Source organism: Roseateles sp. L2-2 (genome assembly GCF_050613215.1).
GTDB classification, from domain to species: domain Bacteria; phylum Pseudomonadota; class Gammaproteobacteria; order Burkholderiales; family Burkholderiaceae_C; genus Roseateles; species Roseateles noduli.
Window position 1 is genome coordinate 5,053,274 of the sequence record NZ_CP192509.1, and the last position, 23,363, is coordinate 5,076,636.

At 68.0% G+C, this 23,363-nt stretch carries 21 protein-coding genes; 4 read left to right on the forward strand and 17 right to left on the reverse strand.

Annotated features, from left to right (window positions below):
• Positions 1–5: 5 nt before the first annotated feature.
• The 3 genes from ACQZ13_RS22590 to ACQZ13_RS22600 form a co-directional block, all read right to left on the reverse strand.
• On the reverse strand, positions 6–875 hold the full coding sequence (locus ACQZ13_RS22590) for a polysaccharide deacetylase family protein (protein ID WP_431053350.1): 870 nt from the start codon (positions 873–875) through the stop codon (positions 6–8).
• A 110-nt stretch (positions 876–985) separates the two neighbouring features.
• Positions 986–2,014 (reverse strand): YncE family protein, encoded by a 1,029-nt coding sequence (locus ACQZ13_RS22595; RefSeq protein ID WP_431048178.1) that lies wholly within the window; start codon positions 2,012–2,014, stop codon positions 986–988.
• Positions 2,015–2,354: 340 nt separating this feature from the next.
• Positions 2,355–3,167: a TIGR00266 family protein gene (locus ACQZ13_RS22600; RefSeq protein WP_088409026.1), complete on the reverse strand. Its 813-nt coding sequence runs from the start codon at positions 3,165–3,167 to the stop codon at positions 2,355–2,357.
• A gap of 83 nt (positions 3,168–3,250) precedes the next feature.
• Between ACQZ13_RS22600 and ACQZ13_RS22605 the strand changes: the two genes are divergently transcribed.
• On the forward strand, positions 3,251–4,057 hold the full coding sequence (locus tag ACQZ13_RS22605; RefSeq protein ID WP_088409025.1) for an IclR family transcriptional regulator domain-containing protein: 807 nt from the start codon (positions 3,251–3,253) through the stop codon (positions 4,055–4,057).
• A 79-nt stretch (positions 4,058–4,136) separates the two neighbouring features.
• On the opposite strand, the gene ACQZ13_RS22610 is transcribed toward ACQZ13_RS22605, so the two are convergent.
• The 4 genes from ACQZ13_RS22610 to phaC form a co-directional block, all read right to left on the reverse strand.
• A complete protein-coding gene (locus tag ACQZ13_RS22610; RefSeq protein ID WP_431048179.1) occupies positions 4,137–5,084 on the reverse strand; it encodes a glycine betaine ABC transporter substrate-binding protein in 948 nt (315 codons plus the stop codon).
• A gap of 102 nt (positions 5,085–5,186) precedes the next feature.
• A complete protein-coding gene (gene phbB, locus ACQZ13_RS22615; protein ID WP_431048180.1) occupies positions 5,187–5,924 on the reverse strand; it encodes an acetoacetyl-CoA reductase in 738 nt (245 codons plus the stop codon).
• 130 nt (positions 5,925–6,054) lie between these two features.
• Positions 6,055–7,242, reverse strand: coding sequence for an acetyl-CoA C-acetyltransferase (locus tag ACQZ13_RS22620; RefSeq protein ID WP_088408985.1), 1,188 nt, complete (start codon positions 7,240–7,242; stop codon positions 6,055–6,057).
• 113 nt (positions 7,243–7,355) lie between these two features.
• Complete coding sequence (phaC, locus tag ACQZ13_RS22625; RefSeq protein ID WP_431048181.1) at positions 7,356–9,113, reverse strand: class I poly(R)-hydroxyalkanoic acid synthase; 1,758 nt, start codon at positions 9,111–9,113, stop codon at positions 7,356–7,358.
• Between the two features lie 158 nt (positions 9,114–9,271).
• Between phaC and ACQZ13_RS22630 the strand changes: the two genes are divergently transcribed.
• Entirely contained in the window at positions 9,272–9,646 is a 375-nt protein-coding gene (locus tag ACQZ13_RS22630; protein WP_431048182.1) for a hypothetical protein, read from the forward strand.
• On the opposite strand, the gene pgeF is transcribed toward ACQZ13_RS22630, so the two are convergent.
• A complete protein-coding gene (pgeF, locus tag ACQZ13_RS22635) occupies positions 9,566–10,366 on the reverse strand; it encodes a peptidoglycan editing factor PgeF (protein ID WP_431048183.1) in 801 nt (266 codons plus the stop codon). The genes ACQZ13_RS22630 and pgeF overlap by 81 nt on opposite strands.
• Positions 10,356–10,994 (reverse strand): maleylacetoacetate isomerase, encoded by a 639-nt coding sequence (maiA, locus tag ACQZ13_RS22640; RefSeq protein WP_431053352.1) that lies wholly within the window; start codon positions 10,992–10,994, stop codon positions 10,356–10,358. The genes pgeF and maiA overlap by 11 nt, the downstream gene beginning before the upstream one ends.
• Positions 10,995–11,046: 52 nt before the next feature.
• Here maiA and ACQZ13_RS22645 point away from each other — a divergent pair, with 52 nt between their 5' ends.
• Complete coding sequence (locus ACQZ13_RS22645; protein WP_088409023.1) at positions 11,047–11,595, forward strand: NUDIX hydrolase; 549 nt, start codon at positions 11,047–11,049, stop codon at positions 11,593–11,595.
• Here the strand turns inward: ACQZ13_RS22645 and ACQZ13_RS22650 are convergent, their stop codons facing one another.
• From ACQZ13_RS22650 to ACQZ13_RS22665, 4 genes are all read right to left on the reverse strand, one after another.
• Complete coding sequence (locus ACQZ13_RS22650; RefSeq protein ID WP_331613914.1) at positions 11,596–11,886, reverse strand: type II toxin-antitoxin system RelE/ParE family toxin; 291 nt, start codon at positions 11,884–11,886, stop codon at positions 11,596–11,598.
• The gene (locus ACQZ13_RS22655; protein WP_431048184.1) at positions 11,883–12,152 is read right to left on the reverse strand and encodes a hypothetical protein; all 270 of its coding nucleotides are present in this window, start codon (positions 12,150–12,152) and stop codon (positions 11,883–11,885) included. Before ACQZ13_RS22655 ends, ACQZ13_RS22650 begins: the two co-directional genes overlap by 4 nt.
• 109 nt (positions 12,153–12,261) lie before the next feature.
• Positions 12,262–14,190, reverse strand: coding sequence for a bifunctional diguanylate cyclase/phosphodiesterase (locus tag ACQZ13_RS22660; protein ID WP_431048185.1), 1,929 nt, complete (start codon positions 14,188–14,190; stop codon positions 12,262–12,264).
• Positions 14,191–14,212: 22 nt separating this feature from the next.
• Positions 14,213–14,836 carry a transglutaminase-like cysteine peptidase gene (locus ACQZ13_RS22665; RefSeq protein ID WP_431053354.1) on the reverse strand — a complete coding sequence of 208 codons (624 nt, stop codon included), beginning with the start codon at positions 14,834–14,836 and terminating at the stop codon, positions 14,213–14,215.
• A gap of 220 nt (positions 14,837–15,056) precedes the next feature.
• Between ACQZ13_RS22665 and ACQZ13_RS22670 the strand changes: the two genes are divergently transcribed.
• Positions 15,057–15,923 carry an HDOD domain-containing protein gene (locus ACQZ13_RS22670; RefSeq protein WP_431048186.1) on the forward strand — a complete coding sequence of 289 codons (867 nt, stop codon included), beginning with the start codon at positions 15,057–15,059 and terminating at the stop codon, positions 15,921–15,923.
• A 120-nt stretch (positions 15,924–16,043) separates the two neighbouring features.
• On the opposite strand, the gene ACQZ13_RS22675 is transcribed toward ACQZ13_RS22670, so the two are convergent.
• From ACQZ13_RS22675 to aceE, 4 genes are read right to left on the reverse strand one after another with little or no spacing between them, the layout of a single operon-like run.
• Complete coding sequence (locus tag ACQZ13_RS22675) at positions 16,044–16,928, reverse strand: delta(1)-pyrroline-2-carboxylate reductase family protein (protein WP_331615940.1); 885 nt, start codon at positions 16,926–16,928, stop codon at positions 16,044–16,046.
• Positions 16,929–16,963: 35 nt separating this feature from the next.
• Positions 16,964–18,799, reverse strand: a complete 1,836-nt coding sequence (gene lpdA, locus ACQZ13_RS22680; protein ID WP_431048187.1) for a dihydrolipoyl dehydrogenase — start codon at positions 18,797–18,799, stop codon at positions 16,964–16,966.
• 15 nt (positions 18,800–18,814) lie between these two features.
• Positions 18,815–20,464, reverse strand: coding sequence for a dihydrolipoyllysine-residue acetyltransferase (gene aceF, locus ACQZ13_RS22685; protein WP_431048188.1), 1,650 nt, complete (start codon positions 20,462–20,464; stop codon positions 18,815–18,817).
• Between the two features lie 24 nt (positions 20,465–20,488).
• A complete protein-coding gene (gene aceE, locus ACQZ13_RS22690; RefSeq protein WP_431048189.1) occupies positions 20,489–23,218 on the reverse strand; it encodes a pyruvate dehydrogenase (acetyl-transferring), homodimeric type in 2,730 nt (909 codons plus the stop codon).
• Positions 23,219–23,363: the final 145 nt, after the last annotated feature.

Consider the following 23,363-nt stretch of genomic DNA (forward strand, 5'->3'; position numbering starts at 1 on the left):
ATGCATCAGCGCCTCAGCGCGTCCTTGGTGCCCGGCACCGCGGTGCCGCCGCCGGATGCCGCCGTGGGCGTCGATGTCGATGCCGACGTCGCCTTCAGCGCGACCGCCTCCTGAGGCTTGCGCATCCACGCGACGTACTCCGGATGATCGCGCAACGGCGCGAAGCACATGCCCCGGTTTTTCAATCCCTGCAGCAGCGGCTCCAGCACCGTCGGCGCCCACGGATCCTGGCGCGACCAGATGCCCAGGTGGGCCATCAGGATGTCGCCCGGCTTGACGCGTCGCAGCGCCTGCTCCAGCAGCGCCTGATTGGGGAACTTGTCGCTCGGCAGTTCGTCGCCGAGGAAACCCGACGGGTTCCAGCCCACATGGCGGAAGCCGCAGGCCTGCGCCGCCGCGAGCAGCGCCGGCGACGTGCGCCCGGCCGGCGCGCGGAAGATCATGGACATCGGCCGGCCGGTCATCTCGAGGAAGCGCCGCGCGGGGCGCTTGAGTTCCTCGCAGTACTCCGACGCGCTCAGCACGACGTTCTGCGGCACCTGCTCGCCCGCGGCGCGCTTGAAGCGGAACCTCCCGTCGGGCAGGTCCGCCGACCAGGCGTCGTGGTACCAGGTGTGCGAGCCGAAATCGTGGCCCTGCTCGGCCAGTTGCTTCCACCACGGCGCCCACTTGTCGTCCAGCGTCTGCCCGCCGTCCATCGTCGGTTCCTGGGCCAGGAAGAACGTGGCCTTCGCGTCGAAGCGCTTGAGCGTGTCGACGATCAGCGGCGCGACGCCCATGTGGCCGGTGTCGAAGGTCAGGTAGACGGGCTTGTCGCAGGGCGCGCCGGTCGGTGCCGACGCGGACTGCGGCTGCGCCTGCACGACCGCGGTCAGGCCGACGAACAGCGCCGCGCCATGACGCAAGGCGCCGCGCAGCAGATGACGGCGCGCGGAGCGCGGAACGGGCGAAGTCTTCACGGGAAGCAGCCTGGGTGCGGTCGCACTCACTGGCGCGGCATCTGGTCGAGCGTCCAGACGCCGTGCGGCGACTTGCCGACCTTGACCTGCTGCAGGATCTGCTTGGTCTGCAGGTCCATCACCGTCAGCTTGCGGGCCCAGCGCGAGGTGAACATCAGCGTGCGGCCGTCGGTCAGGATCTCCATGTCGTCCGGACCGCCGGGCGCCTTGAAGGTGTCGACGACGCTGAAATCCGCCAGCGCGATCTTGCTGATCGTGTTGGCCGCGCGGTTGCTCACCAGCACGTGCTTCCTGTCGCCGAGCGCGCGGAACGAGTGCGCGCCGTCGCCGGTCTCGATGCGCTTGGCCAGCCTGGGCTGAGCGCCGCTGACGTCGTAGACCTCGACGCTGCGCTCGCCGGTCAGCGCGACCAGCAGGTACTTGTCGTCCGGCGTCAGGTACAGGTCGGCGGGCAGCTTCCCGACGGGGATCTTCCAGCGCACGGCCATGGTGTTGAGGTCGATGGAGAGCAGCTCGCTGCTGTCCTGCAGGCTCGCGTAGACGACGCTGCTCCGGCTGTCGATGGACAGGTGGCTGGGCGTCTTCGGCGCGGAGAAGCGCTTGAACAGCGCCAGCGGCTGCGCCGCGTTCTGCGGCTGCCACTTGTAGATGTCGACGTGGTCCAGGCGGTTGCCGGCCAGCACCAGCCACTTCATGTCGGGCGAGAAGCGCAGGTGGTAGGGATCGGGGATGCCGCGCACGGTGCGCTGCACCTCGGCCGTCACCGGATCGAGGAAGGTCAGCGAATCCCCCAGTGCGTTGGCCACGACCATGGTCTTGCGGTCGGGCGTCAGGTAGAGGTGATGCGGCTCCTTGCCGGTCGGGATGCGCTTGATCTCGCGGAAGCCCTTCGGGTCGATGACGCTGATGTCGGCGTCCAGCGAGTTCAGCACGAAGATGGGACTGCCGACGGAGGCGTAGGCGGCCGGGGCCGCGGTCAGCGCGCCCAGGCCGGCAGCGACCAGGGCGGTGACGACCAGGGCGGCCCGCACGGGCCGCACGAGGGAAGACAGCATGGAGATCCTCAACAGGAGATGCGCGACGCGCCCAGCGCCACGCAGCCCTCAAGTGTAGGCGGGTTCCCCCTGGGCGCCGGCCGGAACAGGGCCGCGCTGCCCCTGCTGATGCGGGCTTGGGCGCCTGACGGGGCCGCTCCGTGAGCCGTTCTTGAGCGTTTCGAGGCGCCGGCTTCACGTCGACCCGCGGACGGACCGCAAGTGCGGGCGCGAGGCGAGCCGGCGCAGGCGCCGGTTGCATTCAGTTGCGCCAGACTTGCCGCCAGCGTTGCAGCAAGTCTGCGCATGGCGAACTTTTTCGGGCAACTTTCCTGGCGTTTTTCTGACGCCTGGAGACGCCTTATTCGTCGTCGCCACCCAGCAGTCCGCCCAGCAATCCGCCGCCGGCCAGGCCGGTCAACAGGCCGCCCTCCTCCCGGGAGCCGCCGCGCTGCGGGGCTGCGGCGAAAACGCGCGAGGCCAGGCGCGAGAACGGCAGGCTCTGCAGCCAGACTTCCCCCGGTCCGGTCATCTTGGCCAGGAACAGACCTTCGCCGCCGAAGAGGGCGGTCTTGATCTTGCCTACGTACTGGATCTCAAAACTCACGCTGGGCGTGTAGGCGACGACGCAGCCGGTATCCACCAGCAGCGTCTGACCGGGTTGGAGCGTACGTCGAACCACGGTACCCCCCGCATGCACGAAGGCCAGCCCATCACCATCGAGCTTCTGCATGATGAACCCTTCGCCACCGAAGAAGCCAGTCGACAGGCGCTGCTGGAGAGCAATCCCCAGCGACACGCCCCGGGCCGCGCAAAGGAACGCGTCCTTCTGGCAGATGAGCGTGCCCCCGAGCTTGCCGAGGTCCATCGGCAGGATCTTGCCGGGATACGGCGCCGCGAAAGCGACCCGCAACTTCCCATGACTCTGGTTCGTGTAGACCGTGGTGAACAGCGATTCCCCGGTCACCAGCCGCTTGCCGGCGCCCAGCAACTTTCCGAAGAAACCGCCCTGGTTGGCGGACCCGTCGCCGAACACCGTGTCCATGCCGATACCGGCATCCATGAACATCATGCTGCCGGCTTCGCCGATCGCTGCCTCGCCGGGGTCGAGTTCGACCTCGACGAACTGCATCTCGGCACCCTTGATTTCGTAGTCGACAACATCCATGGCCATGGTCTTCACCTCTTGTCTCATCACTTGGAAACGGGCGCGATATTAACGTTTCGCGGCCATCCTTCACTGCGGTCATGACGTCCATGTCTCCTGACGAAAGCGCAATCAACGCCCCCCTGAAGCCCGGCGACAGCTACGTGCAATCCTTCGCGCGCGGCCTGTCGGTGATCCGGACCTTCGACACCCACCACGCCCGGCAGACGCTGACGGAAGTCGCCAAGCGCTGCGGGCTGACGCGCGCCGGCGCGCGTCGCATCCTGCTGACGCTGCAGACGCTGGGCTACGTGAGATCGGAGGGGCGGCTGTTCGAGCTGACGCCGAAGATCCTCGACCTGGGCTTCGCCTACCTGTCTTCGCAGCCGCTGTGGCGCTTCGCCGAGCCGGTGGCCATCCAGCTGGCCAACGACCTGCGGGAGTCCGTCTCCATCGCGGTGCTCGACGGCGACGACGTGGTCTTCGTGCTGCGTGCGCCGCTGCGCAAGATCCTGTCCGACCCGATGGGCATCGGCAGCCGCCTGCCCGCCTGGGCGACCGCGACCGGCCGGGTGCTGCTGGCCTCGCTGCCGGTCGAGGAACGCGAGACCCGCGTGGCGCAGGTGCAGCTGGCGCGACGCGCGAGCAACACAGTGCGCTCGCACGAGGAGCTGCGCGCCGCGATCGAACAGGCGCGGCGCCAGCACTGGTGCCTGGTGGACCAGGAGCTGGAGGATGGCGTGCTGAGCGTGGCCGTTCCCCTCACCGGGCGCGACGGCCGCGTGGTGGCGGCGATGAACGTCAGCACGCATGCGTCGCGCACCCCGCCGCAGATGCTGCTGGAGCAGTCGCTGCCCAAGCTGCAGGCGGCAGCGCAGAACCTGTCTCAGCTGCTGGTGCTGATGAAGAAGGACTGAAGCGCGGCTTGACCGACGGCCCCGACGGCCCGGGCCGCCGCAAGGCGGCCTGGGCGCTTGCGGACCGACGACCTGCGGTTCAGGCGCGAGCCTCCTCCAGCACGCGTCGGCCGGCGAGCGCCCAACGATCCAGTCGATCGGGATCGCGCCGCAGCCACTCGGCGGCGGCCGCTGCCGCCGGCTGCCCTTCCCGGCCGACGCGCTCGTCCAGCATCGCGACGGTCTCGTTGCCCAGCGACATGCCGGCCAGGATCGCGAGCGTCCGATCGGGAATCTTCGTGCGCGCGTCGCGCCGCAGGACCAGCGTCGCGTCGTCCACACCTCGCAGCAGGCCCTGCGGCTCGCGCAGTTCACGGATCCTGTAGCGCGCGTGGAGGTACTGCGGGCGCCAGAGCGGCACCACCACCCAGCGCTGTTGCGCCATGGCGGATTCGAATGCGCCGACGCACGCCTCCAGCGACCCGTTGGCGAATTCGTAGCCATGGGCGCCGAGGTCGTACATCCGCATGATCTCCTGCGAGAAGCGGCTGATGCCCGCCCCTGGCGCGATCCCTTGGATGCGCTTGATCATCCGGCCGGCGACCTCGGGGCGGCGCAGGTCCCCCACCGTCGCGAGTTCCACTGCCGGCACGTAGTCCGGCACGCCCCACAACGCGTAGGGCTGGTAGAGCACGCCCAGGCGGATCAACTCGTGCTCGTAGGTGCGCACGTAGTCGCCGTGGCTGCCTGGCATCCAGGCGGACACCGCCATGTCCAGTTCGCCGCGACCCAGCCGCTCGTAGAGGCGCTCATGCGGTGCGAAGGTGAATTGGTGGTCGACATCGCCCGCCTCCAGCACCTGAGCGACGACGCCGGCGCTGGCGCGGTGGAAGCTGAGATCAATCACGCCGACGCGCAGGGGTCGGGACTTGGCCACCGGGGCGCGGACGGGCGTCACGGCGCGGACGGACATCGCGGGCAGCGCCGAGGCGGCGGCTGCGAGCAGCACGGAACGGCGACCGACAGAAGATCGCGGGGTATGGGCCATCTGGAGTTCTCCGACAGAAACGGCAACGCCGGCAACCCGAGGGAGTTGCCGGCGTTGCGTCGGAGTTCTGAGGGAAAGGGTTCGCTTTCTCCTCGACCTCGTTCACCCCATGTGCAAGCCGCCGTTGCAGCTGAAGTCCGCACCCGTGGTGAAGCCGGAGGTCTCACCCGCCAGCCAGCCGACGATGGAGGCGATCTCCTCGGGCTCGCCGAGGCGCTTCACCGGGATGCCCGCCACGATCTTTTCGAGCACGTCGGGACGCACCGCCTTGACCATGTCGGTGCCGATGTAGCCCGGGCTGACGGTGTTCACCGTGACGCCCTTGGACGCCAGTTCCTGCGCCAGCGCCATCGTGAAGCCGTGCATGCCGGCCTTGGCCGCCGAGTAGTTGGTCTGACCGACCTGGCCCTTCTCGCCGTTGACCGAGGAGATGTTGATGATGCGGCCCCAGCCCTTGTCGATCATGCCCGGCACCACCTGCTTGGTGACGTTGAACATGCTGTTGAGGTTGGTGTCGATGACGGTGTCCCACTCGTCGCGGGTCATCTTCAGGAACATGCGGTCCTTGGTGACGCCCGCGTTGTTGACCAGCACGTCGATGGGGCCGTGCTCGGCGATCGCCACCTCGAACGCGGCGACGGTCGAGTCCCAGTCGGCCACGTTGCCGGCGGAGCAGAAGAAGCTGTAGCCCTGCTCGGCCTGCTCGGCCAGCCACTTGCCGCGATCGCGGGTGGGGCCGCAGCCGGCGATGACCTTGAAGCCGTCCTTGTGGAGGCGCTGGCAGATGGCGGTGCCGATGCCGCCCATCCCGCCGGTGACGTATGCAACTTTCTGGATCATGTTTGCCTCCTGTATGACGCCCCGGGGCGCCGCGTCCGCGGCCAGGGCGTCTGGAATGTCGAAACGGGAAAGACGCGAGAACGTGGAGAGGCCGACGCCGGAAAGCCGTCGGCGTTTCAGGATCCGGGTGTCAGCGCTCGACGCAGAGCGCGACGCCCATGCCGCCGCCGATGCACAGGCTGGCGATGCCCTTCTTCGCATCGCGCTTGATCATCTCGTGCAGCAGCGTGACCAGGATGCGGGCGCCCGACGCACCGATCGGATGGCCCAGCGCGATCGCGCCGCCGTTGACGTTGACCTTGCTGACGTCCCAGCCCATTTCCTGATGCACCGCGCAGGCCTGCGCGGCGAAGGCCTCGTTGATCTCCAGCAGGTCCAGGTCCTTGGGCTGCCAGCCGGCGCGCTGCAGCGCCTTGCGCGACGCGGGCACCGGGCCCATGCCCATGGTCTTGGGATCGACGCCGGCGCTGGCGTACGACGCCAGGCGCGCCAGCGGCGTCAGGCCCAGCGCCTTGGCCTTGGCGTCCGTCATCAGCACCAGGCCGGCGGCGCCGTCGTTCAGGCCCGAGGCGTTGCCGGCGGTCACCGAACCGGCCTTGTCGAAGGCAGGCTTCAGACCGGCCAGCGCCTCGGCGTTGGACTTGCGGTTGATGAACTCGTCGGCGGCGAACACCACCGGGTCGCCCTTCTTCTGCGGGATCGTCACGGGCACGATCTCGGCGGTGAAGCGGCCCGCGTCCTGCGCCGCCGCGGCCTTCTGCTGGCTGGCGAGCGCGAGCTCGTCCTGCTGCGCGCGGCTGACGTGGTACTCCTTGGCCACGTTCTCGGCGGTGATGCCCATGTGGTACTGGTTGTACACGTCCCACAGGCCGTCGGTGATCATGGTGTCGACCAGCTTCCAGTCGCCCATGCGCTGGCCTTCGCGCGAGCCCGGCAGCACGTGCGGGGCCAGGCTCATGCTCTCCTGGCCGCCGGCGATGATGATGTCCGAATCGCCGTCGCGGATCGCCTGGGCGGCCAGCATCACGGCCTTCAGGCCGGAGCCGCAGACCTTGTTGATCGTCATCGCCGGCACGGTCACCGGCAGGCCCGCCTTGATGACGGCCTGGCGCGCCGGGTTCTGCCCGACGCCCGCGGTCAGCACCTGGCCGAGGATGACCTCGTTGATCTGGTCGGGCTGCAGGCCGCTTCTGCGCAGCAGCTCCTGGATGACGATCGCGCCCAGCTCGCTGGCCGGCGTCTTGGACAGCGTCCCTCCGAACTTGCCGATCGGCGTGCGCGCCGCGGCGACGATGACGATGTCTTGCGGTGAACTCATGACTCGCTCCTCTTTCGAAACTGCTGAACGACGGACGTCAGCGGGTGAATGCGGGATCAACTCTGCGGAATCGACTCTGAACCGGTTGGGTTCTCACTGCGCGGGAGTGGGTTTCACGCGCGCTGCTTCACATAGCGGCCTGGCGCCGGTTCGATGGCCTCGTGGCCGCGGCCGCCCGGCTTGCGCGGCGCCGCCTTCTGCGGCCCCGCGTGGCCGGCCAGCCACTGCGACCAGTCGGTCCACCAGCTGCCGGGATGCTCGGTGGCGGACTGCAGCCACTGCTGGTGGTCGGCCGGCAGCGCCGCGCCCTTCCCCAGCCAGTGGCTGCGCTTCTTCTTCTCCGGCGGATTGATGACGCCGGCGATGTGCCCGGACGCGCCGAGCACGAAACGCTTCTTGCCCTTGAACACCTGCGTGCTGCGGTAGGCGGCGTCCCACGGGACGATGTGGTCCTCGCGCGAGCCGTAGATGTAGACCGGCGCCTGGATCGCGCCGAGGTCGATCTTCTCGCCGCAGACGGTCAGCTGGCCCGGGATGCGCAGCTCGTTCTGCAGGTAGGTGTGGCGCAGGTACCAGCAGTACATCGGGCCCGGCAGGTTGGTCGCGTCGCCGTTCCAGTACAGCAGGTCGAAGGCGGGCGGCGCGTCGCCCTTCAGGTAGTTGCCGACGACGTAGTTCCAGACGAGGTCGTTCGGACGCAGGAAGCTGAAGGTGGTCGCTAGTTCCTGCCCCTTGAGCAGGCCGGGACCGCTCACGGCCTGGTCGCCCAGCGTCATCTCGCGCAGCTGCACCGCCTGCTCGTCGATGAACAGGTCCAGGATGCCGTTGCTGCTGAAATCGATCAGCGTGGTCAGCAGGGTGACGCTTTCCGCCGGCTGCTCGCCGCGCGCGGCCAGCACGGCCAGCGCGGTCGCCAGGATGGTGCCGCCGACGCAGAAGCCCAGCGTGTTGATCGTGTCGGTGCCGGCGATCTCGCGCGTGACCTCGATCGCCTTGATCGCGGCCTGGCCGATGTAGTCGTCCCAGGTCCAGTGCACGCAGTCGGCGTCGGGGTTGCGCCAGCTCACCACGAAGGTGCGGTGGCCCTGCGCCACGGCGTAGCGGATCAGCGAGTTCTCCGGCTGCAGGTCGAGGATGTAGTACTTGTTGATGCAGGGCGGCACCATCAGCAGCGGGCGCGCATGCACCTTCGCGGTGAGCGGCTTGTACTCGAGCAGCTGGAAGAACGCGTTCTCGAAGACGACGTGGCCTTCGGTGGTCGCGACGTTGCGGCCGACCTCGAAGGCGGACTCGTCGGTCTGCGAGACGTGACCGCGCTGCACGTCGGCCATCAGCAGTTGCAGGCCGCGCGAGAGGCTCTCGCCCTGCGTGTTCAGCGCGCGCTGCTGCGCTTCGGGATTCAGCGCAAGGAAGTTGCTCGGCGACGCGGCGTCGACGAACTGCTGCACCGCGAAGCGGACGCGGGCGCGGGTCTTGTCGTCGGCCTGCACCTGATCGGCCATCCGCTGCAGCGTCTTCGCGTTGAGCAGGTAGAGCTGCGAGGTGAAGTGCGCGAGGCGGTTGTCGTTCCAGGACGCGTCGGCGAAACGGCGGTCCTTGATCGGCGGCGCGGTCGCGGTCGCGGTCGCGGTCGAGGCGAGCGCCTGGGAGTCACCGAGCGCGGTGTTCCACAGCGCGCTGGCCTGGCTGATGTACTCGGACTGCAGCTGCGACCACGCGTCGGGCGGGATCTGCATCGCCTGCAATTGCTTGAAGGCGTCGCCGAAGCCGTGCGACAGGCTGCTGGCCGCCTGCTGGGCCTGCTGAGCCCAGTGTTCGAAACCGTGGACCGATGTGCCGGGGAATCCGGCGGCGGCGTTGTTCGCGCTCATGTGTCTCCTCATGCCGACCTGAGCAAGAAGCTTGCCACAGCCGACCACGCGCCAGAGGCGGATCGACGGGGAGGCTTCGCATATGCTCAGGCGCTTTGTAGCTCGACCAGCTTACCCCCGCGTGACGCTGCTGTCGCGAAGACCCGAGGAAATCGTTGATGTATCTGGTGGCCATCGCATGGATGTATGTGGTGCTGATGATGGCGATCGTCGAGGCCTTCAGCTCGCAGGGCTCGGTGCTGGGCGCGCTCATCACCTTCGTGTTCTACGGGGTGGTACCGCTATCGATCGTCATGTACCTGATGGGCACGCCCGGGCGGCGCGCCGCACGCCGCAAGGCCGAGGCGTCCGGAAGTCCGCATGACGACGGGGCGGACGCTGTTGCGACTATGCCGACATCGATGCCCGCATCAGCGCCGACGTTGACGCCGACATCGCCCTCGATCAGCGCATCAGCGCAGTCGGATGACGGCGGCCATGCGTCCGCTGCGCAGTCCGTCGACGCGTTCGTGGCGGAACGAAAAGAATCGTGACGGCTCGCTGAGCGTGCACCATCCGCCGCCGCTGACGGCACCGATACCGAGCGCTTCGAGCCGGCGTCGCGCGAGGCCGTAGAGATCGGCGCGCCAACGCGCCTCGCCCTGTTCGTTCCGTTGGAAGCGGAACATCGGTTGATCCTGATGAAGAGGCTCGGCGCCGAAGGCCGCGAGCACGTCGGCACCGACTTCGAACTGATCCGGTCCGATGCATGCGCCCATCCAGGCGCTGATGTCGCGAGGCACGCAGTGCGCCGCGTCGCACATCGCGGCGACGGTGTTTTCAAGCACGCCGCCGGCGAGTCCTCGCCAGCCTGCATGCGCGGCGCCCACCACGCCCGGACCGGCGAACAACACCGGCAGGCAGTCCGCGACCATCACCGCGCAGGCGAGCGCCGGGTCGGTGCTGATCGACGCATCCGCCGCCTCGGGAGCGGCGTCGGGGAGCGCGTGCTCGGCGCGCAGGCGCAACACGGTTGTCCCATGCACCTGCTTCAGGAAAACGGGATGACCGCCGACCGCGGCTTCGACGCGTCGACGGTTCTCGACCACGTTCGCGGGCTCGTCACCGACCGAGCGCCCGAGGTTGAGGCTCGCCAATCCGCGCTGCTCTTCCGACGCTTGCGGGCCTCCGCTGACGCCGCCGGCACGCGTGGTCATGAAGGCGTCGACGTGCGACGCGGACCACGCCGGTCTCAGCCAATCCTCATTCAGCATCGGGACACGCGCTCGGCTGCGTCTTGCTGAAGGCGTCGAGCGCCATGCACCGCTCGAAGATCTTCATGACCGTCGGCACGTGATCGAGCCGGCTGTCGAAGCGCTGCGCGTTGAAGATCTGCGGCACCAGCACGCAATCGGCCATCGTCGGCGTGTCGCCGAAGCAGAAGCGGCCCGATCGTCCGTCGGCCTTCAGGCGTTGCTCGACGACCGCCAGCCCGCTCTCGACCCAGTGATGGATCCAGCGGGTCTTGTTGTCGTCGCCGACGCCGAGGTCCTTCACCAGATAGCGCAGCACGCGCAGATTGTTCAGCGGATGGATCTCGCAGGCGATGTCCTGCGACAGCGCGCGGATGTAGGCGCGGCTCAGCGCGTCGCCGGGCAGCAGCGGCGGCTCGGGGTGCGTCTCGTCGAGGTACTCGATGATCGCCATCGACTGCGTGACGAGCGCGTCGCCGTCCTTCAGCAACGGCACCAGACGCGACGCGGACACGGCGGCGTAGGACTCGTTGAACTGCTCGTTCTTCGCGAGGTGGACCGGCTTGTAGTCGAAGTCCAGGCCCTTGAGCGCCATCGCGATGCGGACGCGGTAGGAGGCGGACGAACGGAAGTAGTTGTAGAGCTCCATGGCCGTCGATGATGCCACGGGGTCGGCGATGGAGGCCGGTACACTGCGGGCCATGTTCCAAGCGCGGCGCTTCCAGCATTGCCCCACCTGCGGCGGCCAGATCGAATACCGCATCCCGGCCGATGACAACCGGGAGCGCGCGACTTGCACGGCGTGCGGCGCGATCCATTACGAGAACCCCCTGAACGTCGTCGGCACCCTGCCGGTGTGGGGCGATCAGGTGCTGCTGTGCAAGCGCGCGATCGAACCCCGGCTGGGCAAGTGGACGCTGCCGGCGGGCTTCATGGAACTCGGCGAGACGCTGGCCGAAGGCGCGGCACGCGAGACGGTGGAAGAGGCCGGCGCGCAGATCGAGCTGCAGAACCTGTACTGCGTGATGAACGTGGTCCGCGTCGGGCAGGTCCACACCTTCTACCGCGCGAAGCTGCTGAGCCCGGAGTTCGATCCGGGCCCGGAAACCCTCGAAGCCAAGCTGTTCCTCGAACACGAAGTGCCGTGGGACGAGATCGCCTTCCACACGATCCGCGAAGCGCTGCAGCGCTTCTTCGAAGACCGCCGCAGCGGCAACGGGTATCCGTTGCATACGGCGGATATCGACTAGTCACTGCAGATCGTGTTGGTGTGGCTCGTCGCGTGCGGCGTGCCACAGACGCAGCATGTAGACGTCTTCATCTTCGACGCGGTAGATCATCACGTAGTTCGGATGAGTGACCCACTCACGCGTCCCCCTCAAGACCCCTTCCCGGGCGATTTGAGGATGCTTGCTGAGCAGTCGGGCGTCCTTCTTGAACCGCTTGACCATCTCCAACGCCGCCGATGGATTGCGCGCCGCGATGTATCCATAGATCCGCCGTACATCGTCACCGGCGCGTTCGCTCCAATGTGTGATCACTGGCCGCCTCCCACACGCTGACGAGCATCTTCAATCAGTTCGTCGAAGACATCGTCCATTTGTGCCTCGGTCAGCACGCGCCCCTCGCGAATGTCGTCGTAAGCCTCGCCGATGGCTTCGCGCAATTCCTGCTCGTAGGGCGTGAGCGCCGCCACATCGACGGCAGGCAAACGAAAGTCGGGGAAAGCTGGGCATCGAACCTGCGCCGAAGACACCGACGCGGAAGTTTCGAGGCTCGTGTTCAGGGGATCTGGCGAGCGCTTCATCGGGTACCTCTCCATCAAACATCAAGGGGAAAGGCGCGGATTCTCAGAGCTTCAAAACGCTTTGCAAGAGTGCTTGACGGAGGTCAAGCGATTCACCGACTTGGATGAGTCAGGGCTTGATTTCCTGTGCCGATGCCCACGGGCCGGTGATGCCGTCGAGTTCGCAGTCCCACAGCGCCTGTGCGTCGAGCGCATCGGTGACGCCTTCCGCATAGACCTTCAGAGAGAGACTGCGCAGCATGACCACCAGGCTGCGCACGAACGCCGCGCGGCCGACGTCCGCCGACACGCCGCTGACCACCGAGCTGTCGAGCTTCACGTAGTCCAGTCCGGCCTGGAAAAGACGATCAATTTGAGCCAGTCCGGCGCCCGCGTGTTCGAGGCCAAGTTGGACGCCGAAAGGCCGCAATTGACGGCCGAGTTCCTGCAGCGCTTCGAAGTGCTGCGCCGCCGCGGGCTCGGCCAGTTCCAGACCGATCTGGCGTCGCACCGCCGCCGGGGCCGCCTGCACCAGCTCGCGAGCGCGAGCGATGAAGCTGCCGTCGTTGAGCGATGCCGGCGCCACGTTGACGCAGCGCATCCGCGAGTCCCGTTGCGTGGCCTGCAGCGCCAGCGCGAGCGCTTGCAGGTCCGCCTCGGCGCTCAGTCGATGACGCAGCGCCAGCGGCAGCCAGCGCGCGGCCGGCTCGAATTCACCGACCGGGTTCAGCTTCAGCTGCAGCGGGCATTCCAGATGCAAGACCTGACGCTCGCGCCCGATCAGCGGGAACTCCAGCAGCCGGCTGCGTTGATGCGCCAGCGCGTCGGAGATCAGCGCGCGCCAGGCGCGCTCGCCCTGTGCGACCTCGTCCGACGGCGGCGCCTCGCGCAGCTCCAGCACGACGCCTTCGCCCTGCTCGGCCTTGGCCAGCGCCGCATCCGCCGCGGCGAACCAGGCACTCATCGGCTGGTCGCGCATCAGCTCGACCGCGCCCAGCGCGACGCCGACGCCCGGTCCCAGGTTCTGCAAACCGGCCCGCAACGCGTCGGCGAGCGCCTGCGCGGTGTCGCCCACGACGTTCGGCGCCGGCAGCCACAGCGCGAAGTCCGAGCCGTTGAGCCGCCCCGCGAGGCAGCCACGCACCTGCTCCGGATAGACCCGCAACGCCTGCGCGATCGCCATCAGGGCCTGGTCCGTCGCGCCGTGCCCGAGGCGCTGGTTCAGGCCCTGCAGGTCCCGCAGGCGCAGCAGCACCAGGCCCGCGCGCAGCGGGCCGTCGTCGCGCTCCAGCGCTGAATTCAACTCCGCCACGAATTGCCGCCGATGCGACAGCCCGGTCAGTTCATCGCACAGCAGCTGGTGATGCAGCGTGCGCAGCTGCTCGGCCTGGGCCTCGAACATCTGCCGCGTACGCAGCACCATCGTGTTCATCGCGCTCGTCAGCTTGCGCATCTCCGGCACGCGCGGCTCCAGCACGGTCTCGAAGCGACCTTGCGAGACGCCCTCGGCCTGCCGCACCGCCGTGTCCAGCGGCCGGCGCAGTCGCGCCAGCACCGCCGCCGCGGCCACTCCCGTCGCCAGGCCCACCGCCAGCAGCCACAGGGCCGTGCTGACGGTCGCCCGCCACAGCGCCTCGTGCACGTAGCCGGTCTGGCCGCGCAGCTCGATCTCGCCGGCGGCCTTCCAGCCGTCCGACACCTTGGCCACGCCCGGCGCCACGTCCAGCGGCAGCAGCGCCACGAACCAGCGCGGCGCATGCGAGGTCTGCGGCGTCTCCAGATGCCGCTCGAACACCGGCTTGCCGCTGCCGTCGCGCCAGCGCACGCTCTCGTACGCGCCTGCGTCGAACTGCGCCGAGATCAGCAGCGACATCAACTCCGCGTCGCCCTTCTGCTGCGACAGCGCCAGCGCCAGCGCGTTCGCGTTGTCCGCGTTCTTCAACTGCGCCTGCGTCTGCAGCAGCTCCCGCAGCGACCAGGTGCTCACCGCGACGCCGCCCAGCGCCGAGGCCAGCACCGCGCCCAGGACCAGCCACCAGATTTGTCTTATCAGGGACATGTCGTGAATTCTCCGTCGCCCATCAGAAGCCCTCCGCCTTCGCCTTCGCCAGCAGGTCGCGCCACAACGACAGCCGCACCAGCGGATTCCCCGCCGTCGTGCCGCCGACGCCGCTCCACAGGCCTTCCCCGTTGAAGCTGAACACGGGGGTCAGGTCGGGCCTCAGCGAGGCGGGCCGGATCTCCGGGTTGATATTGTCCAGAATCAAGGGCTCCGCCTCCGGCTGCGCATAGTAGGCCAGGACCATGTGCGCCTGAGGCCGGCCCTGGAACTGCGCCCGCACGTACACCATCCGCAGCTTGGCCTGCGGCACGCCGGCGCTGAGCAGACTCATGTACTTGGCGATCGCGTAGTCCTCGCAGTCGCCCGCGCCCTTGTCCAGCAGCTCCAGCGGCGTGGCCCAGTAGTCGATCTGGCCCCACACCTCGATGTCGTCCTTGAACGCCACCCGCTGGTTGAAGAAGCTGTTGACCGTCGTCAGCCGGTCGCGCTCCTCGGGCATCGCCGCAGCGCGGTCGGCCATCTGGATCATGGCCTTCACCGCGGCCTGCGTCTTCGGCGAGAGCTTCGCCGCAGACTCGGTCAGCTTGTCCTTGTCCCAGGCGAAGGCCAGCGCGGACCACAGGCTCGCCACGCACACCAGCACCGCCAACGCCCGTTGCGCCGGCCGGATTGTCCGGCCTGCGCTTGACGCTGTACGAGTGACGAAACGTGGCATGCGCTGCAATGTATCTGCCCCGGCGCTCCGCCGAGGGCGAAGTGCGACATGCGGGACGCGACCCGGAACGCGCCCGCGGACAAGCGGCAATTTGCCGCACCCCCTTCATGACCCGGGTGAGAGACCACCGGGATAATCCGGCGCTCACATGAAGACCCAAGCCATCCGCCAGGAACTCGATCAGGCCCGCGCCAACGGCCCGCTGCGCCAGATCCAGATTCCGCCCTGCCCCGAGCTGCTGCAGCGCCTGCGCGCGGCGATGGCACTGCCTCAACCCGACCTGAACGAAGTCGGTCGCGTCGCCGCCGCCGACGTCGCGATGTCCGCGACGCTGCTGCGCGTGGCCAACAGTCCGTTGCATCTCGTGGCAGGCCACGTGCCCTGCACCACCGTCGGCCAGGCGATGTATCGCCTCGGTCTGGACGAGAGTGTCGCGCTGATGCAGGCCTTCCTGGTCCGTCACGCGATCCCGGTCAACAGCCCGCATCTGCTGCGCTTCTGGCAACGCTCGACCAAGCGCGCGGTCGCGATGGGCTTCATCGCCGGCCAGTTGCCCGGCATGCGCGTGGACCTGGCGCAAAGCTACGGCCTGTTCTGCCACGTCGGCATGCCGGTGCTGCTGCAGAGCGTGCGCGGCTACGGCGCCACCATGGTCGAAGCCGGCGCCCGCATCGACCGCCCGTTCATCGCGACGGAGAACGCCAACCACCGCACCGACCACGCCGTCGTCGGCGCGCTGGTGATCAAGGTCTGGCACCTGGCGCCCGAACTCATGACGGCCATCCGGCTGCATCACGACTTCGAAGCACTGAAAGACGACAGCATCGAGCCGGAAATCCGCTCTCTGATCGCGGCCGGACTGATCGCCGAGCACCTGATGCGCCAGCATGAGGGGCTGGATGAGGACGCCGACTGGGCCGCCAACTGCGAAGCCGCACTGGCTTGGCTGCACCTGTCCGAAGACGAACTCGAACAGTGGGACGACGCGTTGCGGCTGTTGCTGGACGAGGCTTGAGCTCGGCTTGCGGGGCCAGGGGGCCGGCCCTCATACGTGTCACATGTTCCACAAATCGGGCCGGCCCCCTGGCCCCGCAAGCCTCCAACTCGTGGTGGGCGTCGAGGTGGACTGCGACGGTCAGGCGGCGCGGACAGCCACACGAGCAGCAGCCAGATCCCAACGCGCGCAACCGACACTCTTGAAGAGCCTCGTGCGACCGTCGTCGACAGGGCGCTGACCCAGTACGAGATCGTCGATCGCATCCTGAGGCTCGAAACGGCCGGCCGCCATCAGGTCACCCGCTTCGGCCTGCGCGCCGACCGGGTCGTCAACCCAGATCTGCGCGCCACGGACCAGCTCCTGCGGCAGCTCCACCATGTCGTCGCGGAACGCGCCGACACCGATCACCACCGCACCTTCACCAACGCCAGGACGCAGCACCGGCACACGACTGGTCGTCGCGCACACGATGACGTCCCAGTCATGACGCGTCTGGGATTCGGCCGGGAGCGGCTCGACGCCAAGCTCCTCGACAAAACCCGGCACCGTCTGATGCCCCTGCACATGGATGGTCGCCTGCGGATGCAGCGCCTGGAGCGCCTCCACGTGGGCTCGCGCCTGCACGCCGCCACCAACGACCAACGCGCGGCGAGGCGCCTTGCGGATCAGGTGCTGCAGCGCCAGCATGCTGACGGCAGCCGTGCGGCGCGCCGTCAGCGCGGGCCCATCGAGCACGGCGAGACGTTGACCGGTGCGACTGTCCAGCACGACCACTTCGCCCGCGATCGTCGGCAGGCCGAGCGCCGCGTTGAGCGGATGCACGCTGACGAGCTTGGTGATCGACAGCGTGTCGCTCAGGCAAGGCATCACCAGCAGCACGCCGTCCTGGCGCAACGGCAGCACCTGCCGCGGCGGGCAGGTGAGCCGGCCGTCGCGGTGCTCGCGGCACACCAGCGCGATCTCCTCCATCAGCGGAGACCACGGCAGCGCGCGAGAAGTGGCGGCGGCGTCGAGAACCAGCATCCGGTCGCGTGCTCCGTGGGTGGCCGGCTCCGCGCTTACTTGCGCGGCGGCGGCAGGTCGGTGCACGAGCCGTGCGCGACTTCCGCAGCCATGCCGATCGACTCGCCCAGCGTCGGATGCGGATGGATCGTCTTGCCGATGTCGACGGCGTCCGCGCCCATCTCGATCGCCAGGGCGATCTCGCCGATCATGTCGCCCGCATGCGTGCCGACGATGCCGCCGCCGATGATGCGATGGGTCTCCTCGTCGAAGATCAGCTTGGTGAAGCCCTCGTCGCGGCCGTTGGCGATCGCGCGCCCCGACGCCGTCCACGGGAACAGCCCCTTCTTGATCTTGAGGCCGCGCGCCTTGGCGTCGTCCTCGGTCACGCCGACCCAGGCCACTTCCGGATCGGTGTAGGCGACGCTCGGGATCACGCGCGCATCGAAGCGCGACTTGGCCAGCGACTCGTCGCCCTGCAGTTCGCCGGCGATGACTTCCGCGGCCACGTGGCCTTCATGCACCGCCTTGTGCGCCAGCATCGGCTGGCCGACGATGTCGCCGATGGCGAAGATGTTGGGCACGTTGGTGCGCATCTGCACGTCGACCGGGATGAAGCCGCGATCGCTCACGACCACGCCGGCCTTGTCGGCGCCGATCTTCTTGCCGTTGGGCGAGCGGCCCACCGCCTGCAGCACCAGGTCGTAGACCTGCGGCTCCTTGGGGGCGCCCTCGCCCTCGAAGGTCACCTTGATGCCTTCGGGCGTGGCTTCGGCGGCGACCGTCTTCGTGTTCAACATGATGTTGTCGAAGCGCGGCGCGTTCATCTTCTGCCAGACCTTGACCAGGTCGCGGTCCGCGCCTGTCATCAGCGTGGGCAGCATTTCCACGACGTCCAGGCGTGCGCCCAGCGTCGAGTACACCGTGCCCATTTCCAGGCCGATGATGCCGCCGCCGACGATCAGCATGCGCTTGGGCTGGCTGGTCAGTTCGAGCGCGCCGGTCGAGTCGATCACGCGCGGGTCGTTCGGCATGAAGGGCAGACGCACCGCCTGCGAGCCCGCGGCGATGATGATCTTGCGGAACTTCAGCGTCTGGGTCTTGCCGGTGCGCTCCTGGGCCTCGCCGCTGGTCTCCTCGACCGACAGGTGGTTGGCGTCCAGCAGCGTGCCGTAGCCGCGCACGACGGTGACCTTGCGCATCTTGGCCATCATCGTCAGGCCGCCCGTGAGCTTGCCGACGACCTTGGACTTGTGCGCGGCCAGCTTGGGCAGCTCGACCTTGGGGGCGGCGAACTCGACGCCCAGGTCGGCGAAGTGCTTGACCTCGTCCATCACCGCCGCGACGTGCAGCAGCGCCTTGGACGGGATGCAGCCGACGTTCAGGCAGACACCGCCCAGCGTGGCGTAGCGTTCGACGATCGCGACCTTCAGGCCCAGGTCCGCTGCGCGGAACGCGGCCGAGTAGCCGCCGGGGCCGCTGCCGAGCACGATCACGTCGTACTCGCCTTCGGCCGGGCCGGTGTAGGTCGCGGCCTGCGGAGCCGGCGCAGCGGGAGCCGCGGCGGGCGCGGGAGCCGATGCAGCCGGAGCAGGCGCAGACGCCGCTGCGGCAGGAGCCGGCGCTGCGGCGGCAGGCGCCGGTGCGGCCGCCGCGTCGCTCTCCAGCACGACCAGCAGGTCGCCCTGGTTGAGCTTGTCGCCCAGCTTGACCTTGAGTTCCTTGACCACGCCGGCGGCGGAGGACGGGATCTCCATCGAGGCCTTGTCGGACTCCACGGTGACCAGGCTCTGCTCCTGCTTGATCGTGTCGCCGACCTTGACCAGGACTTCGATGATCGCGACGTCCTTGAAGTCCCCGATGTCGGGAACCTTGACTTCAACTTGTGCCATGTCCGGTCTTTCCGATCAGAGAGCGATGCGGCGGAAGTCCGCCAGCAAGGACGCGAAGTACACGTTGAAGCGCGCGGCCGCGGCGCCGTCGATGACGCGATGGTCCCAGCTCAGCGACAGCGGCAGGATGAGGCGCGGCTGGAACTGCTTGCCGTCCCACACGGGCTGCGTCGAGGACTTGCACACGCCCATGATCGCGACTTCCGGCGCGTTGATGATGGGCGTGAAGTAGGTGCCGCCGATGCCGCCCAGGGACGAGATCGAGAAGCAGCCGCCGGTCATGTCGGCCGGGCCGAGCTTGCCGTCGCGGGCCTTCTTGGCCAGCTCCGACATCTCCTGGCTGATCTGGAAGATGCCCTTCTTGTCGCAGTCGCGGATCACCGGCACGACCAGGCCGTTCGGCGTGTCCGCGGCGAAGCCGATGTGGAAGTAGTTCTTCAGCACCAGCGTGCCGTCGCCGTCCAGGGACGCGTTGAACTCGGGGAACTTCTTCAGCGCCGCGACGGTCGCCTTGATCATGAAGGCCAGCATCGTGACCTTGATGCCGGACTTCTCGTTCTCCTTGTTCAGCTGGACGCGGAAGGCTTCCAGCTCGGTGATGTCCGCGTCGTCGTGGTTGGTGACGTGCGGGATCGTGACCCAGTTGCGATGCAGGTTGGCGCCGCTGATCTTCTTGATCCGCGACATCTCCTTGCGCTCGACCGGACCGAACTTCTCGAAGTCGACCTTGGGCCAGGGCAGCAGGCCCGGGAAGGCGCCGCCGCCGGCCGCGCCGCCGGCAGGCGCCGCAGCCTTCTGCGCGACGGTCTGCGCCGTGCCGGCCATGACGGCCTTGACGAAGCCCTGCACGTCGGATTCGGTGATGCGGCCCTTGGCGCCGGAGCCCTTGACCTCGTCGAGCGGCACGCCCAGTTCGCGGGCGATCTTGCGGATGCTCGGCGACGCGTGCGGCAGCTTGCCCGACGGCTTGGTCGGCTCATGCGGCGGCAGTGCGGCGGTCGGGATCTGGCGATCCGCCGGCGCGGCAGCCGGAGCGGACGCCGGTGCGCTGGCAGCGGCCGGAGCCGGCGCGGCAGCGCCGCCCGCGGCTTCGATCACGGCGATCTTCGAGCCCTTGGCGACCTTGTCGCCGAGCTTGACCAGCAGTTCCTTGATCACGCCGCCGTGCGACGACGGGATCTCCATCGAGGCCTTGTCGCTCTCGACCGTGATCAGGCTCTGTTCCTGCTTGACCGTGTCGCCGACCTTGACCAGCACCTCGATCACCGCGACTTCGTCGAAGTCGCCGATGTCGGGCACGACGATGTCCACGGCACCTGCCGGTGCGGCGGCAGCGGCCGGCGCGGCGGCCGGAGCCGCTACGGGCGCAGCCTGCGGCGCGGGCGCCGGAGCGGGCGCAGCGGCGGCCGGCGCCGGGGCACCAGCAGCGTCGCTCTCGAGCACGACGATCAGGTCACCCTGGTTGATCGTGTCGCCGAGCTTGACCTTCACTTCCTTGACGACGCCCGCCACGGAGGACGGGATCTCCATCGAGGCCTTGTCGGACTCGACCGTCAGCAGGCTCTGCTCCACCTTCACCGTGTCGCCGGGCTTGACCAGCAGCTCGATGATCGCGACGTCCTTGAAGTCCCCGATGTCGGGAACCTTGACTTCCACCAATGCCATTTGTGTTGTCTCCGGGTCCGCTGCTTAGGCGTACAGGGGGTTGATCTTGTCGACGTTGATGCCGTACTTCTTCAGCGCTTCGGCCACCTTGGCCTGCGGGATCTTGCCTTCGTCGGCCAGGCTCTTCAGCGCGGCGACGACGATGTAGTGGCGGTTGATCTCGAAGTGCTCGCGCAGCTTGGAGCGGAAGTCGCTGCGTCCGAAGCCGTCGGTGCCCAGCACCTTGTACGAACGGCCGGCCGGGATGAAGGCACGGATCTGTTCCGCATAGTTCTTCATGTAGTCGGTCGACGCGATCACCGGGCCCTGCACCTTGCTCAGCTGCTGCGTCACGTAGGGCACGCAGGCCAGTTCGGTCGGGTGCAGCAGGTTCCAGCGCTCGGCGTTCTGGCCGTCGCGGGCCAGCTCGTTGAAGCTGGGGCAGGACCAGACGTTGGCGCCGACGCCCCACTCTTCCTCCAGCAGCTTCTTGGCGGCCTGGCTCTCGCGCAGGATGGTGCCCGAGCCCAGCAGGTTCACCGTCAGCGGCTGCGCGCCTTGCGGCTGCACGGCCTCTTCGAGCAGGTACATGCCCTTGAGGATCTGCTCCTCGGTGCCGGCCTTCAGGCCCGGCATCGGGTAGTTCTCGTTGAGCAGCGTCAGGTAGAAGTACACGTTCTCCTGGTTCTCGACCATGCGCTTCAGGCCCGAGTGCAGGATGACGGCGACTTCATGCGCGAAGGTCGGGTCGTAGCTGATGCAGTTGGGGATGGTGCCGGCCAGGATGTGGCTGTGGCCGTCCTCGTGCTGCAGGCCTTCGCCGTTCAGCGTCGTGCGTCCCGAGGTGCCGCCCAGCAGGAAGCCGCGCGCCTGCATGTCGCCCGCCGCCCAGGCCAGGTCGCCGATGCGCTGGAAGCCGAACATCGAGTAGTAGACGTAGAACGGGATCATCACGCGGTTGTTCGTCGAGTACGACGTCGCCGCGGCGATCCAGCTGGCCATGCCGCCCGCTTCGTTGATGCCTTCCTGCAGGATCTGGCCGGCCTTGTCCTCGCGGTAGTACATGACCTGGTCCTTGTCGACCGGCGTGTAGTTCTGACCCGCGGGGTTGTAGATGCCGATCTGGCGGAACAGGCCTTCCATGCCGAAGGTGCGCGCCTCGTCGACCAGGATGGGCACGGTGCGCGGGCCCAGTTCCTTGTCGCGCAGCAGCGTCGTCAGGAAGCGGACGTAGGCCTGCGTCGTGGAGATCTCGCGGCCTTCCGCGGTCGGGTCCAGCACGGCCTGGAACGTGGCCAGGTCGGGCACCTTCAGGCCTTCCTCGGCCTGCGGACGGCGCTTGGGCAGGTAGCCGCCCAGCGTCTTGCGGCGTTCGTGCAGGTACTGCATCTCCGGCGTGTCGTCGGCCGGCTTGTAGAACGGGATCTTGGACAGCTCGCTGTCCGGGATGGGGATGTTGAAGCGGTCGCGGAAGGCCTTGATGTCCTCGTCCTGCAGCTTCTTGGTCTGGTGCGCGGTGTTCTTGCCTTCACCGATCTTGCCCATGCCGTAACCCTTGACGGTCTTGATCAGCATGACGGTCGGCTGGCCGACGGTGTTCACCGCCTTGTGATACGCCGCGTAGACCTTCTGCGGGTCGTGGCCGCCGCGGTTCAGGCGCCAGATGTCCTCGTCGGACATGTTCTCGACCATCTTCAGCAGCTCGGGGTGCTTGCCGAAGAAATGCTTGCGCACGAACGCGCCGTCGTTGGCCTTGTAGGCCTGGTAGTCGCCGTCCAGCGTCTCCATCATGACCTTGCGCAGCAGTTCCTGCTTGTCGCGGGCCAGCAGCGGATCCCAGTAGGAGCCCCAGATCAGCTTGATGACGTTCCAACCGGAACCGCGGAACTCGCCTTCCAGCTCCTGGATGATCTTGCCGTTGCCGCGCACCGGGCCATCCAGGCGCTGCAGGTTGCAGTTGACGACGAAGATCAGGTTGTCCAGCTTCTCGCGCGCGGCCAGGCCGATCGCGCCCAGGCTTTCCGGCTCGTCCATCTCGCCGTCGCCCAGGAAGACCCAGACCTTGCGCTTGGACGTGTCGGCGATGCCGCGGGCGTGCAGGTACTTCAGGAAACGCGCCTGGTAGATGGCCATCAGCGGGCCCAGGCCCATGGACACCGTCGGGAACTGCCAGAACTCGGGCATCAGCTTCGGATGCGGGTAGCTCGACAGGCCCTGGCCGTCGACTTCCTGGCGGAAGTTGTTCAGCTGGTCTTCGGTGATGCGGCCTTCCAGGAAGGCGCGGGCGTAGATGCCGGGCGCGCTGTGGCCCTGGATGTAGAGCAGGTCGCCGCCGTGCACGCCGCCTTCGCCGGTGTCGTCGCCGTGCCAGAAGTGGTTGAAGCCGCAGCCCAGCATGGTCGCCAGCGAGGCGAAGCTGGAGATGTGACCGCCCAGGTCGCCGCCGTCTTCCGGATGCAGGCGGTTCGCGCGCACGACCATGGCCATGGCGTTCCAGCGCATGAAGGCGCGCAGGCGCTCTTCCATCTCGATGTTGCCGGGGAAGCGCTCTTCCTTGTCGGCCGGGATGGTGTTGACGTAGGCCGTGGTGGCCGAGAAGGGCACGTCGATGCCGGCCTGACGCGCGTGGTCGATCAGGGTCTCGAGCAGGAAGTGGGCGCGATCGCCGCCTTCTTCACCGATGACGGCGGACAACGCGTCCAGCCATTCCTTGGTTTCGAGGGCGTCGGTGTCATTGGCTGCTGCGCCGAGGAACGACTGGGGCTGCGCGGACATGTCTTTGTCTCCTGTGTTCAATCACGGCCTTCCTGCGGGGCAATCGCCGCGCGCGGGGCTCTCTGCGGAACGGGCCACTGTGCCCGAACTCGTGAAAACCGTCATGCGTGCGCACGCGACTGCCCCTCCGGAAGGGCTATGGCGG